Genomic DNA, 12,820 nt, shown 5'->3' with positions numbered 1-12,820 from the left:
CGACGGGGGCGGCGGCGTGGCGCCGCCCAACTGGTCCGAACACGTGGGCAAGCTGATCGGGCCGCCCCTGAAACAGATCAATCGCGGCCAACTGGAAATCGACGGCACACAGATCCGCCTGCGCGGCGAAGTCCAGAACGAGGCATCCCGCCAGCAGATCGCCAGCACCTTCGCCACCTCGCTGAACCCGACGTACAAGATCGTCAACGGCCTGCGCGTGTCCGCCAGCAAAGACGAGCAAGGCTTGCTGGACAAGGTGCTGACTAACCGCGTCGTGGAATTTGAAACCGGCAGCACCACGCTGACCGCGCGCGGGCGCGAATTGCTGGACCTGGTGGCCGACGTGGTGCCCAAGCTGCATAGCGAGAAGGTGCAGATCATCGGGCACACCGACAGTTCCGGCAGCCGCAGCACCAACCTGGCGCTAAGCCAGGCGCGCGCGGATGCGGTCAGGGCCTATCTGGTGGACAAGGGCTTGCCGCCCGCGCGTTTCGAAACGCTGGGCGCGGGCCCTGACCAGCCGGTGGCGACGAACGCCACGGCGGAAGGCCGCGCGAAGAACCGCCGCATCGAATTCCGGGCCAGCCGCTAGCGCCCGGCGGCCCCGCCGCCCGGGCGGGACGACGGCGCCTTCAGCCGTTGTTGTCGGAGGGTTTCGGCACGCCCAGAAGCTCTTCCAAGCCCGAGAGCGCCTCGCCGTTCTTGACGACGGTGCGCAGCCACAGGTGCAGCGACATCTCGCCCCAGCTGGCGGCCTTGTCGGCCAGGTAGGCCACCGGGCTGTGGGGCTCGGTACGGCGGAAGAACTCGGCCACTTCCCGTAATTGCGCCAGCGCCTGATCGCGCGTTTGCAGCGGACCGCGAGCCGGCGCGGCAAAGGCGGTGGATTCGGTCGGTGTGTCGGCGGCGGACAAGGAAGGCTCCAATCGCGTGGCGGCGGGTGGAATTCCCGGCGCGGTCGCTGCGGGCGCGGACGGCGCCAGGTCGGCGCGCACCAGCAGCCCGGCTTCGCGGGCAAAGCGGTGCACCAGCGCGGTCACGTCCTTCAACGCGTCGCGCACCGGCGAGAAGGCCGGCCCCTCGTCGCCCAGGTATTCGGCCAGCGTGCGTTCCAGCACGTCGACCGCGGCAAAGCAGCTTTGCAAATTTGCTTCCAGTTCGGAATAGAACGCGGGCGGCGTATCGCGGCGCGCGGCGTCGAACTGGTCCATGGTGACTTTGCCGCGCGTCAGGTCCGCGGCGTGCTGCGGCGTGCGCTTGACCGCGTTGGCCAGGTGCGCCGCGCTTTCCCATATCGCCGCGCCAAAACGGCCGCCCTCGGATTGGGTCAGCGGCAATTCGCGGATCAGCTGCTGCGAACGCGACAGCAGCCAGGCCAGATTCCCCACCCGCTGTTGCACGTCGCCATCCTCGGGCACGGGGTGCAGCCCATCCCAGTAGCGGCGGCACAGGCCATCCAGCAGCAGGTATCCGTCACGCAAACCCGCAAAGCCGCGCGTCTTGGCCCAGGCTTCGGCCAGCCACGCCGCCACGCGCACGTCCTTGCTGCGATCGCGCAGCACCTCGGTGCAGACGCGGATCACGTGCGGCCAGTCGGCCTCTTTGATGTCGATGATCCAATCGCCCTGGTCCAGATGCGGATCGTCCTGGCGGCGGGCTTCACGGATGGCGTCGAACTCGGCCGAGAACACCATGTCGGCGCCACAAGGCGCATCGCCCGGGATGGGCTCCAGCAATGTGTCGATATCGGTCATATTGGTCTTGTTGAATGGCAAGATCGCGGCCACCCCGCTTGCGGGTGCGACCGCCCGAAAGAGGCCCGATCATCCCATATCTGCCCACCGCTTACGTTCGAAGATGACACGTCCTATTACAAAGCGCATCACGCACCCTGGATATGATTCGTGTTCCCGCACGCAAGGAAACGCGATGAACAAATCCTTCCATCAAATGCCTGACGGTCACTTCATCAACGGCACGCCCCGCCGCTGCCCGGACGGCACCTACGTCGGCGACGGCGGCCCCATCACGCGCGCCCCCGACGGCACCTATGTTGCGGGCAAACCGCAGCGCGCGCCCAACGGCCGATACCTGGGCGGCGACGGCCCGGTCCGCATGGCGCCCGACGGCACCTTCGTGATCGGCACCCCCAGGATGGCGCCGGACGGCACCTACCTGTAAGCACTTTTTACCAACCTCCGGAGCCCCGTACAGCCATGGCAGAGCGATCCGTGATACGCAAGGGCGACCGCACCTCGCACGGCGGGGTGGTCGTCACCGGCGACGAGAGCGTGATGATCTTCGGGCAGCCCATGGCGCGGCTGGGCGACCGCGTCACCTGCCCGACCTGCGCGGGCCAGCACGTCATCGTCGAAGGCGCGCCGGGCGTCAGTTCCGACCGGCGCACCGCGCTGGAAGGCATGAAGACATCCTGCGGGGCCACGCTGATTGCCAGCCAGCAGTTCTATCGCCTGGAGCATGGCGGCGGCTGAACGTCCGTCCGCCCGCCCGCTTCCACTGACCTGAGCGTTTGGGGCAACAGCCCCCACCTGCGCTGGATTCGCCGCGGCGCGCGTTGTCGTGCACAATCCCGCCACGCCCACTCCGCGGTATCCCAAGCAGTCCTTATGACGCCTTTGCAGCCCCTTCCGATCACCGCGCTGGTGCTCGCCGCCGCCCTATGGCTGACGCCCCCCGCCGTGCATGCCGCCGACACGCCGGCCCCCAGCAAGTCCACCGCCCGCACCGCATCGCCTCCGGACGGCATGCCCGAGTACGGCGAAGGCAGCCACGGCCGCAGCCTGACACTGGGCCTGTACGATGGCGACACCTTCCAACCCGCCGCCAATACGCCGTACCGCCTGTTCCTGACCGCCAAGAACGAGGCGATCCAGGGCACGCCCAGCGGCGACGGCATCCTGCATGGCGTCACCGACGCACAGGGCCGAACCGCCTGGGTCTGGACCACGCAACCGCACGCCGCCGCGGATTTCACCCTGATCCGGCGCATCGGCGACGGCCCATGGGGCCATTTCTTCCAGCTGCATTCCAGCGGCGACAACGAACCGCTGCCCGCGTGGCCCTACATTCTGACGCTGCGCCAGCGTTGGGGCGAGCAATGGGTTGACCTGGGCTACACCACCCGCCAGGGCGCGACGGCCTACTTCAGCCACAACATGCCGGCAGGCAGCATCTCGCTGTCCATCGAATCCCGCACGACCGACAACCGCGCCTGCTTCGGCGAGCTGGATGCCGTCAACCGGAAGCTCTCCCGGAACGACCTGGAAGGCGCGGAACAATCGATCGGCGCCATGCGTTGCGCCGACACGCCACGCCAACAGCTGGACCTGGCCCACCTGCTGCTGATGGCCGGCCAGCAAGATCAAGCCCGGCAATGGGTACTGCGCGCGCGTCAGTGGCGTTTCCCGGAATCGCTGCAACGCCCGGACACGGCGCTGTTGCAAGACCGCCTGAACCTGGAACGGCTGCTGGCCATGCCGGACTTTGCCCTGGCCGACGCGCAGATCCTGCAGCAACGCCAAGCCAAGCGCGGACGGGCGCCACGCCAAGGCGACGCGGACTACGACAACGAAATCGCCTACTACCTGGCGGACTTCCCCAACTTTCTGCCGCAGGCCGAAGCGCACGTGCGCGCGTCCATCCACCGCGCTGGCCCCAACCCCTACAACCAGGGCACGCTGGGCTGGATTCTGGCGTTGCAGGGCAACACCGAAGAAGGCCTGCGCCTGATGCGCGAGTCCTACCGAGGCATCCCGCGCAACGAAGAGATCGTGGCCGACTATGGGCTGACGCTGTGGCGGCACGGGCAACCGGAATACGCCGAGCGACTGTGGGACGAAGCCCAGGCGCAGTGCGTATGGGGCCGGCGCCTGCATGACGCGATGCACGAAGCGCAGTATCCGCACCCGTATTTCCAGCCGGCCGATTCTCCGGCGGTGCAAGCGTACCGGCAGCGCTGCGATCGCCCGCGGACCAAACAGAAGCTCTGGCACGCGGACGCCGCCCTATAATCGCCCTACACGCCGCACGCTACGCGCCTGCCTTGGGGCAGCCGCAGGAGACCGCCATGAAATCCTCGTTGATGCCTCTGATTGCCCTGCTGGCCACCGCCCTGCTGCTTGCGGGCTGCGCCCCCGGCAAGGGCGGCCCGCCCCATCCCGGCGCCCCCAACCCGTACAGCAACGGCGGCTTCCATGATGCCGGCCCCAACTATCCCGAGACTGGCCGCTAGGCCGCCCGCGCTGGGAAAAATCCGCGACTGGTGCGCGGATCAGATGGGGGGCTAATTCCCCCATCCTGACCTAGCCCGGTTGCGCCAGCAAACGCTGGATCTCCGCTTCGGTTTCGGCATAGTTGCCTTCCCCGAAGTGGCGGTAGACGACTTGACCTTGCTTGTCGATCAGATAGACCGCCGGCCAATACTGGTTGCGGTAGGCCTCCCAGGTGGCGTAGCGGTTGTCCTGCGCCACCGGGTACGTGATCTTGAAGCGTTCCAGCGCCTTCTGGACATTGGCGGTCGAGCGCTCGAAAGGGAACTCCGGCGTGTGTACGCCCACCACGACCAGCCCCTGATCCTTGTACTTCTGATGCCAGCTGGTGACGTACGGCAGCGTGCGAATGCAGTTGATGCAGGTGTACGTCCAGAAATCCACCAGCACGACCTTGCCGCGCTGCGACGCCACGGTCAGCGACGGGCTGTTGAGCCAGTTTTCGATGCCGGTGAATTCGGGCGCGGGAGCCGGCGCGGCGGCCTGCGCGGCGCCGGGCAGCGCCGCCGCCAGTGACGTGGCAATCAACGCGCCCAGCGCGATCTTCTTAAGGTAAGCAAACATAGTCGGACTCCTTGTGGTCGGTCGCGAAAGGTCAGTTGAAAAGATTGCTGATCCAGGCGTAGGCCAGGACGTCGTACTGGAAATAGATGGCGGCCGCGGTCAGGATCAGCAGCACGCCAAAGCCCTGCTGCAAACGGTGTGTGTAGCGCGACAGCCCGCGCACCCGGGCCGCGATGGCCTGTCCGCCATAGGCGATCGCCAGCATGGGAATGCCGGCGCCCACGGCGAACACCAGCAACAGCGTGCTGGACTGGGTCAGGTCTTGTGCTTTGGCGGCCAGCACCAGGATGGACGCCAGCACCGGGCCCGCGCAGGGCGTCCACACCGCGCCCAGCGACAAGCCCAACAGAAAGCCGCCGGCATTCCCGCCGCCGGACCCGCCCGCGCTGAACGCCAGCTGCTGCAGCGGCCCGCCGAACCGGGCGGTCAGCCGGTCATAGGGCTGCGGCCAGATGCGCACCAGGCCGAACAGCGCCAGCAACGCGATCGAGGTGGAGCGCACGGCCTCGTGCACCGTGGCATTCAGATTGGACAGCAGGCTGAGCGCAATGCCCAGTCCGGCGAACGCCAGCACGAAGCCGGACACGACGAACAAGGGGCGCATCCGCCCGGGACGTTCAAGTGACGTGCCAAGCAGCACTGGCAACAAGGGCAGCACGCACGGCGACGCGATGGTCAGCATGCCGGCCAGCAAGGCGATGGGGGTGTTGATCAGGTCCATGGGGTGTCCTTTGGAAAGAGGCCCCATTGCACCTGCGGCACGTATCCGGTTTGTGCCGGTTTGGCGCGCTTTTTTCCCGCTTATGTATCCGCGCCCCGCCCGTATACAGTACGACACACATCCCGGATCCGGCGGCGCTATAACCCGTTCATCCCGTCTGCGGAGCCCTTCCGATGAAACGATTCCTTGCCGTGCTATTGCTGCTGTTCGGCGGCTTCACCGCCGAAGCCGCCAAGCCCTTCCAGTGCCAGCTGATCACCAACACCCGGCCACGCCGGGATCCCCTGCCCCCGGTATCATGAGCGCCACGTCCTCCCACCCTGAAAAGGCATCCTCAGATGGATCACGTTGATCACGTCATGATCGTCGACGACGATCGGGAAATCCGCGAGTTGGCCGGCAATTTCCTGAAGAAGAACGGACTGGCCGTCACGCTGGCGGCCGACGGCCGGCAGATGCGGTCGCTGCTGGAAAGCCTGTCCGTCGATCTGATCGTGCTGGACATCATGATGCCCGGCGACGACGGGCTGGTGCTATGCCGCGAATTGCGCAGCGGCAAGCACCGCCGCATCCCCATCCTGCTGCTGACGGCGCGCAGCGACGACATGGATCGCGTCCTGGGCCTGGAAATGGGCGCCGACGACTATCTGGTCAAACCCTTCGTGGCGCGCGAACTGCTGGCTCGCATCAAGGCGATCTTGCGGCGCACACGCATGCTGCCGCCCAACTTCCAGGTGACGGAACCGGGCCGCGAGATCGCGTTCGGCGACTGGCGCCTGGATACCACCGCGCGCCATCTGCTGGACGCAGACGGTACGGTCGTGTCCCTGAGCGGCGCGGAATACCGGCTATTGCGCGTCTTCCTGGATCACCCGCAACGCGTGCTGAACCGCGACCAGCTGCTGAACCTGACGCAAGGCCGCGACGCTGACTTCTTCGGCCGGTCGATCGACCTGCTGGTCAGCCGCCTGCGCCAGCGCCTGCGCGAAGACGCGCGCGAACCCCGCTACATCAAGACGGTGCGCAGCGAAGGCTACGTGTTCTCGGCCGCCGTCGACGTCTCGGAATCCGATCAGTGAACACCGCCGCTCCACGCCGCTTCGCCTGGCCCGGCACGCTGGTCGCTCGCCTGTTCCTGATCTTCCTGGTTGGTCTGCTGCTGGCGTATGGCCTGTCGTTCGCCTCGTTATTCTATGAACGCTATAACGCCACCAAAACCATGATGCTGGGCGACCTGGAGCGCGACGTCGCCATCGCCATGGACATCCTGGACCGGCTGCCTGCCGCCGAACGCCCCGCTTGGCTGCCGCGCCTGTCCAGCGGCAACCGGGAATACCTGCTGGGCAACGGCGATGCCGACCAGCCGCTGGAACTGGAGGCCGCCCGCACGGCAGCGCGCACCATCGAAGCCGCACTGGGCGCCGCCCGGCCCGTCACCGTGCGTGCCATGGCCAACGATCCCCGGCACATCCAGGCACGCGTCGTGCTGTCCGATGGCCAGCCCGTGATCCTGGACATCCACCTTTCCCTGATGGGCCCGGCCCCGTGGCTGCTGATCGTGCTGGCGGTGCAGCTGGTCCTGCTGATCGGCTGCGCCTGGCTGGCCGTGCGGCTGGCGGTTCGCCCATTGACACGCCTGGCCCAGGCCGCCGAAGCGCTGGACCCGAACAGCAAGAGCCCTGCGCTGGACGAACGCGGCCCCAGCGAAGTCACCCACGCCGTCGCCGCGTTCAACGCCATGCAGGAACGCATCGCCACGCACGTCGCCGAGCGCATGCAGATGCTGGGCGCCATCTCGCACGACCTGCAAACGCCGATCACCCGCATGAAGCTGCGCACGGAATTCATGGAAGATTCCGTCGACCGCGACAAGCTCACGAACGACCTGAACGAAGTCGAACGGCTGGTACGCGAAGGCATCGACTACGCCCGTAGCGCCCACGGCAAGGTCGAACCACCGGTCCGCGTGGAGCTGACCGCCTTTCTGGAAAGCCTGGTGTACGACTACCAGGACACCGGCAAGCAGGTCAGCCTTTCGGGGGATCGAGCCGGCCCCTTGCTGACCCGGCCGCATGCGCTGCGCCGGATCCTGGGCAACCTGATCGACAACGCGCTGAAGTTCGCGGATGCCGCCGAGGTGCAGGTCCTGGCACGCGGCGAGTCGCTATCGATCTTTGTACTGGATCGCGGGCCAGGCATTCCCGAGCATGAACTGGCGAATGTGCTGCAACCCTTCTATCGCCTGGAAGGCTCGCGCAACCGCGACACGGGTGGCACGGGGCTGGGCTTGGCGATCGCCCTTCAACTGGCCGAGGTCCTGGGCGCCAAGCTCGTCTTGAGCAACCGCGACGGTGGAGGCTTATCCGCGGAACTCCGCCTGTCGCGGTAAGGCCGCCGGTGCGCGGCGGATCCTAGTTTGCGGCCAAGGCGCCCGACTTCAGCAACGGCTCCAAAATCCCGGCGGTGTACACCCGCGCCACGTTCTGCAGGAACGCCGTGAAGTCGGTCTTTGCGGCATGGTCGGCGCGGTCCGAAATCACCCGCATCACCGCGAACGGAATCCCGAATTCGTAGCAGACCTGCGCCATCGCCGCGCCCTCCATCTCTACGCACAGCGCATCGGGCAAGCGCTTGCGCAGCGCCAACGCGTCGTCGTTGTGGCTCACGAAAACATCGCCCGTGGCGATCAGGCCCTGGTGGACGGTAGGCACGGCAAGCGTGGCCCGGCCAATCGCCACCGACGCGCCCCTCGTTCGGATGAACTGCCCGGCATGTTCGTACAGCAACGCGCTCAAGCCCGCGTCCGCCTCAAAGCGCACCCGCCCCAACAAGGGGATCTCATGCTGATCGAACAAAGGCCGCGCGTCCATATCGTGCTGCATCAGGCTGCTGGCAACCACCACATCGCCCACGTCCACGGCCGCATGCAAGCCGCCGGCCAGCCCCGTGAACAGCACGCGCGACACCTGAAATTCCCGAATCACGATCGACGCCGTCGCGGCCGCCGCCACCTTGCCGATACGGCTAAGCGCAATCACGCACGGCGTACCCCATAGCGTGCCCACATGGAAATCGCGCATGGCGATGCGATGGATGGTCGCGCCCGGATCCATCGCGGCAAGCAGGTCGGCGATCTCTTCGTGCAAAGCGCCCAGAATGGCAAGACGGCTCATGATGTCCTTGTATTTAGCTGGCGACACGACGAAATGCCGCGCAGGGCGGAACATACTTTAAATGATGCGGGGGTTCCAATGGGCGGAGCACTGACCATGCGATGTGTGCTGCTATCGGAGCAGCGCCCTGTATCCCAGCGTATCCGGTTTTCCCTGGCGATACACAGCAATGCGACACCGCCAGCTCGGCGACACAAGCGGGATACAGACGCTTGGTGCAATGCAGGCTCCATCCGCCCCGCGGCCACGCCGCATCATGATCGGGAGCCATCATGGCCAAGCAACTTGAAGAAGTCCTCTACACCGCCAACACCCACACCACCAGCGGCCGCGACGGCACGGGCCGCAGCAGCGACGGCGCGCTAGACGTGCAACTGAGCCCGCCCGGGTCCGGCAAGCCGGGCACGAATCCTGAACAACTGTTCGCCGTGGGGTATTCCGCCTGCTTCATGGGCGCGATGAAACGCGCGGGCGCCGCGAATGGCATCGTGGTGCCGAAGGACGTGGCGATTGATGCCAGCGTGTCACTCGGCAAGGTCGACGGCGGGGCGAATTTCGCGTTGGGAGTGGTGCTGGCGGTGTCGCTGCCGGGGTTGAGCCAGGAGGAGAAGCGGACGCTGGTGGAAGGCGCGCATCAGATGTGCCCGTATTCGCGGGCGATCAGGGACAACGTGGATGTGCGGTTTGAGGTTGTTTGAAGGGTTGGAGTTATCCATGGGACACCTCCTTCAAGTACTGCCTACTTCTTCGGGTGTCCGGAAAACCCGGGCTAGCTCAGACTGACACCTTGAATTTTTCAGGACTGATCCCAGGCGTCGATGGTCAGGAAGTGTTTGGCGGGACAGGCCGCCACGCGGTCGGCATGTACTTCAATCTTGCCCATCCAGCCAGGCGGCTGGGCATATTCCTCGCCCTCGTCGATGCCGAAAATCCAGACGGCCCCCTGGGATGACTGGATGCCGCCGCCTTCGATCAGCGGCAGCACATCACCAGCGCGGGAGATGTAGCGGTTCGGGTAGCCGCTTCCTGAGACCTTGGCGGCCTTGCCTTGCTTGACCAGTTTTTCGATCCAGCGGAGACCGTCCGCGCCTGCCTCCCACTGCGCCAGGATGGCCGCACGACAGGCTTCCGCGTCGGCGCGATCGCATTCCTCGGGGCTGTGCGTCGATATAACGATCCACCAGCCGATCATTGCGCTGCCAAGTCCTTGCCGGACAGAGTATTGTTGTTCTCCATCGTACTGTTCATATGAAGTCCTTTTGTCGCGCCTTCCGATCGGCCGGCAGGAGCACCGGGAAGAATCACCAGGCCGTCGTTTAAAACCGCCTTATTGAATTCCAATATGCCTAATATCAGTGTTTCTTTCAACCCCGCTCCCCGCCGACGGCGCTTGCCTGCCGTCGTATGGGTCGGGGGAGCACTACCGTAGTACCGATCCGCCCCGCAGCGCATCGATCGCTAAGCGCAATCGCGAAACCACGCAAACGAATCCGCGCCACGCAGGGGCACGCCCCAAAAAAAACCCCGGCGATTGCTCGCCGGGGACGTCCCTGCACACACACAACACCGATTGATCAGTTGGCGAAGACCTTGATCTGGTCGCTTTTCAGCACGTCCGGGGTCAGGCTCTTTTCGATCCACTCCATCGACGTGTCGGACACGCCCGGGGTGACCAGTTCAGCCGGGACGATGGTGATGTCGGCCAGCACCTTGAACGGGTACTTGTCGCTCTTCTTCGTCACGCCGAACAACTGCGCTTCCAGGCCCTGGCCGTCGGCGCGATGCATTTTGACTTCGCGGCCGTAGCCCTTGAAGGTCACGTCGTGCATGGCGGCGGCCACTTGCTCCGGGCTGGGCCAGGCGCCGCCGTTGTCCTTGATGGCTTTTTCGTAGCCGGCTTTCAGGCCCTGAATGGCTTGCACCATGTGGTAGACCGAGTAGATTGGGTAGGCGCCGGTCTTGTCGTGGAATTTCTTCACAAAGGCTTGGTGCTGCGGATCGTCCTTGGTTTCCGGATGCAGGAAGTAGTGGTCGCCGCGAGCGCCGACGTAGACGCCTTCAGGCAACGCGTTGCCCAGGCGCTCCAGCGAGCTTTCGGCCAGCGACAGCACAAACGTCGAGTTCTTGAACAGGTTGCGCTGGGATGCCTGGCGCACGAAGTTGTCCAGGTCACCGCCCCACGACGTCGAGACAATGACGTCCGGACGCAGCGCTTGCAAACGGCTGATTTCGGTGGAGAAGTCGGCGGCGCCAAACTTGGGGAACATCTCGGCCACGACCTTCACGTCCGGCTTGAATTTCTTCAGCGCGGCCAGGAAGATGTCGCGCGAATCGCGGCCCCAGGCGTAGTCCTGGTTGACGATGGCGATGGTCTTGAAGTCGGGCTTGACCTTCATCAGGTACAGCACCTGCGCGACCATTTCGGTGGTGGCGTTGGCCTGGGTGCGGACGACGTACTTGTACTTCTTGCCTTCCAGGGCCTTTTCCGTGCCGCAGTCCCACAACACGTTCAGCACTTTCAGGTCTTCGGCCACGGGCGCCACGATGTTGCAATGGCCGCTGGAGATGGCCGACAGCATGACGCGCGTGCCGCCTTCGGCCAGGCGGCGGTATTCGGACAACAGCTTCTCGCCGCCGCCGCCTTCGTCGATGTAGCTGGGAACGAGCTTGACGCCGTCGATGCCGCCGGCGGCGTTGATGTCCTGGATCAGGATCTCGGCCGCGTCGCGGGCCGGCACGCCAAACACCGATGCGGACCCCGACAGGAAGGTCGAAATACCGATGTTCAATTCCTTCGGCTTGTCCGCGGCGCTGGCCAGCGCCGTGAAGCCCGACAGCAGGGTGGCGCCCAAAAGGGCAGCCAGTCTTGAGGTTTTCATGGTCTTGTCTCCAGTGTTGTAGTCGGGTCTATGCCCTTAGAAAACGATGGCGTCGCGCAGGCTACCGCCGGTAGCGAGGTGATCGAACCCCTCGTTGATCTGGTCCAGCGAAAACGATTTGCCCATCATCCGGTCCACCGGCAACTGGCCGGCCTTGTACAGGTCGATGTAGCGGCTGATATCGATGGCAGGCACGCCCGACCCCAGATAGCTGCCGCGGATGTCCCGCTCTTCGCCCACCATCTGCGACAGTGACAGCGGAAAGCTGAACTTCGGGTTGGGCAAGCCGGACGTGACGGTCGCGCCGCCGCGCCGGGTCAGTTTGTAGGCGGTTTCGAAGGCGGGTACGGCGCCTGCCATGTCGAAGCCGTAGTCCACGCGGCCACCGGCCAGATCGAATAGGTCGTCGTCTGTCTTGACCTGTTTGGGGTTGACGGTGTGGGTGGCGCCCAGCTCCTTGGCCAGCGCCAGTTTTTCGTCGCTGAGGTCAACGGCGACCACGCGGCGCGCGCCGGCGGCCACGGCGGCCAGCAACGCGCTGAGTCCCACGCCGCCCAGCCCCACGATGGCCGCGGTGTCGCCTGCCTTGATGCGCGCGCGGTTCAGCACCGCGCCGGCGCCGGTCAGCACGGCGCAGCCGAAGAGCGCGGCCTCACGGTGGCTGAGTTCGACATTGACCTTGACGCAAGACCGGCGCGACACGACCGCATATTCCGCGAAGCACGACACGCCGGTGTGGTGGTTGATGTATTCGCTGCCGATGTGCAGGCGGCGGTCGCCGCCCAGCAAGGTGCCCTGCGTATTGGCGACGGCGCCCGGTTCGCACAGCGCGGGCCGGCCTTCCATGCACGGGTTGCAGCATCCGCAGCTGGGCACGAACACCATGGCGACGTGATCGCCCGGTTTCAGGTCCGTGACGCCGGGGCCGGTTTCAACGACCTCGCCGGACGATTCGTGGCCCAGCACGATGGGAACGCCTCGCGGGCGGTCGCCGTTGATCACCGACAAGTCGGAATGGCAGAGGCCCGCCGCCTTGATCTTCACCAGCACTTCGCCCGTACCGGGCGGGTCCAATTCGATCTCGGCGATGGTCAATGGCCGGGTCTGGGCGTAGGGGCCTTGAACCCCTACGTTGCGCAACAACGCCGCTTTGATTTTCATGCGTCTGACACCCACGGTAGAGAGAAGACGGGC

The 12,820-nt window shown here is 65.6% G+C and carries 16 protein-coding genes and 1 pseudogene; 9 read left to right on the top strand and 8 right to left on the bottom strand.

The genetic code is table 11. The features are described from left to right. Window positions 1–592 (top strand): annotated as a pseudogene (locus ACE039_RS27080) (OmpA family protein); the annotation flags it as partial. 40 nt (window positions 593–632) lie between these two features. Here ACE039_RS27080 and tssA read toward each other — a convergent pair. After that, window positions 633–1,754 (bottom strand): type VI secretion system protein TssA, encoded by a 1,122-nt coding sequence (gene tssA / locus ACE039_RS27075; protein WP_448712274.1) that lies wholly within the window; start codon window positions 1,752–1,754, stop codon window positions 633–635. A 175-nt stretch (window positions 1,755–1,929) separates the two neighbouring features. Here tssA and ACE039_RS27070 point away from each other — a divergent pair, with 175 nt between their 5' ends. The 4 genes from ACE039_RS27070 (at window position 1,930) to ACE039_RS27055 (ending at window position 4,252) form a co-directional block, all read left to right on the top strand. Beyond that, window positions 1,930–2,181 carry a hypothetical protein gene (locus tag ACE039_RS27070; RefSeq protein ID WP_105557033.1) on the top strand — a complete coding sequence of 84 codons (252 nt, stop codon included), beginning with the start codon at window positions 1,930–1,932 and terminating at the stop codon, window positions 2,179–2,181. A 35-nt stretch (window positions 2,182–2,216) separates the two neighbouring features. Next, on the top strand, window positions 2,217–2,492 hold the full coding sequence (locus ACE039_RS27065) for a PAAR domain-containing protein (RefSeq protein ID WP_485823849.1): 276 nt from the start codon (window positions 2,217–2,219) through the stop codon (window positions 2,490–2,492). A gap of 135 nt (window positions 2,493–2,627) precedes the next feature. Next, window positions 2,628–4,031: a tetratricopeptide repeat protein gene (locus ACE039_RS27060; RefSeq protein WP_485823848.1), complete on the top strand. Its 1,404-nt coding sequence runs from the start codon at window positions 2,628–2,630 to the stop codon at window positions 4,029–4,031. Between the two features lie 56 nt (window positions 4,032–4,087). After that, complete coding sequence (locus tag ACE039_RS27055) at window positions 4,088–4,252, top strand: hypothetical protein (protein ID WP_199196793.1); 165 nt, start codon at window positions 4,088–4,090, stop codon at window positions 4,250–4,252. Window positions 4,253–4,322: 70 nt separating this feature from the next. Here ACE039_RS27055 and ACE039_RS27050 read toward each other — a convergent pair whose 3' ends face one another. Both ACE039_RS27050 and ACE039_RS27045 read right to left on the bottom strand, forming a co-directional pair. Continuing rightward, window positions 4,323–4,853: a thioredoxin family protein gene (locus ACE039_RS27050; protein WP_485823847.1), complete on the bottom strand. Its 531-nt coding sequence runs from the start codon at window positions 4,851–4,853 to the stop codon at window positions 4,323–4,325. A 31-nt stretch (window positions 4,854–4,884) separates the two neighbouring features. Beyond that, entirely contained in the window at window positions 4,885–5,574 is a 690-nt protein-coding gene (locus tag ACE039_RS27045) for a cytochrome c biogenesis CcdA family protein (RefSeq protein ID WP_485823846.1), read from the bottom strand. A gap of 173 nt (window positions 5,575–5,747) precedes the next feature. Between ACE039_RS27045 and ACE039_RS27040 the strand changes: the two genes are divergently transcribed. From ACE039_RS27040 to ACE039_RS27030, 3 genes are read left to right on the top strand one after another with little or no spacing between them, the layout of a single operon-like run. Next, window positions 5,748–5,876 (top strand): hypothetical protein, encoded by a 129-nt coding sequence (locus ACE039_RS27040; RefSeq protein ID WP_255410185.1) that lies wholly within the window; start codon window positions 5,748–5,750, stop codon window positions 5,874–5,876. Window positions 5,877–5,912: 36 nt separating this feature from the next. After that, window positions 5,913–6,653, top strand: coding sequence for a response regulator (locus ACE039_RS27035; protein ID WP_310031884.1), 741 nt, complete (start codon window positions 5,913–5,915; stop codon window positions 6,651–6,653). After that, on the top strand, window positions 6,650–7,963 hold the full coding sequence (locus tag ACE039_RS27030) for an ATP-binding protein (RefSeq protein ID WP_485823845.1): 1,314 nt from the start codon (window positions 6,650–6,652) through the stop codon (window positions 7,961–7,963). The genes ACE039_RS27035 and ACE039_RS27030 overlap by 4 nt, the downstream gene beginning before the upstream one ends. 22 nt (window positions 7,964–7,985) lie before the next feature. Here the strand turns inward: ACE039_RS27030 and ACE039_RS27025 are convergent, their stop codons facing one another. Next, window positions 7,986–8,747, bottom strand: coding sequence for a 5'-methylthioadenosine/adenosylhomocysteine nucleosidase (locus tag ACE039_RS27025; protein WP_485823844.1), 762 nt, complete (start codon window positions 8,745–8,747; stop codon window positions 7,986–7,988). 272 nt (window positions 8,748–9,019) lie between these two features. On the opposite strand from ACE039_RS27025, the gene ACE039_RS27020 reads away from it, so the two are divergent. Continuing rightward, window positions 9,020–9,445: an organic hydroperoxide resistance protein gene (locus ACE039_RS27020; RefSeq protein WP_485823843.1), complete on the top strand. Its 426-nt coding sequence runs from the start codon at window positions 9,020–9,022 to the stop codon at window positions 9,443–9,445. Window positions 9,446–9,543: 98 nt separating this feature from the next. Here ACE039_RS27020 and ACE039_RS27015 read toward each other — a convergent pair whose 3' ends face one another. The 4 genes from ACE039_RS27015 to ACE039_RS27000 form a co-directional block, all read right to left on the bottom strand. Then, complete coding sequence (locus ACE039_RS27015) at window positions 9,544–9,939, bottom strand: hypothetical protein (RefSeq protein WP_485823842.1); 396 nt, start codon at window positions 9,937–9,939, stop codon at window positions 9,544–9,546. Next, a complete protein-coding gene (locus tag ACE039_RS27010; RefSeq protein ID WP_485823841.1) occupies window positions 9,936–10,115 on the bottom strand; it encodes a hypothetical protein in 180 nt (59 codons plus the stop codon). Before ACE039_RS27010 ends, ACE039_RS27015 begins: the two co-directional genes overlap by 4 nt. A gap of 206 nt (window positions 10,116–10,321) precedes the next feature. Next, window positions 10,322–11,626 carry an ABC transporter substrate-binding protein gene (locus ACE039_RS27005; RefSeq protein ID WP_183014555.1) on the bottom strand — a complete coding sequence of 435 codons (1,305 nt, stop codon included), beginning with the start codon at window positions 11,624–11,626 and terminating at the stop codon, window positions 10,322–10,324. Between the two features lie 36 nt (window positions 11,627–11,662). Then, the gene (locus ACE039_RS27000) at window positions 11,663–12,787 is read right to left on the bottom strand and encodes a zinc-dependent alcohol dehydrogenase family protein (RefSeq protein ID WP_485823840.1); all 1,125 of its coding nucleotides are present in this window, start codon (window positions 12,785–12,787) and stop codon (window positions 11,663–11,665) included. Window positions 12,788–12,820: the final 33 nt, after the last annotated feature.

This window comes from Achromobacter maghribensis (genome assembly GCF_057334215.1).
The sequence above is the reverse complement of the archived record's forward strand: the minus strand, read 5'-3'. Positions and strand labels throughout refer to the sequence as shown.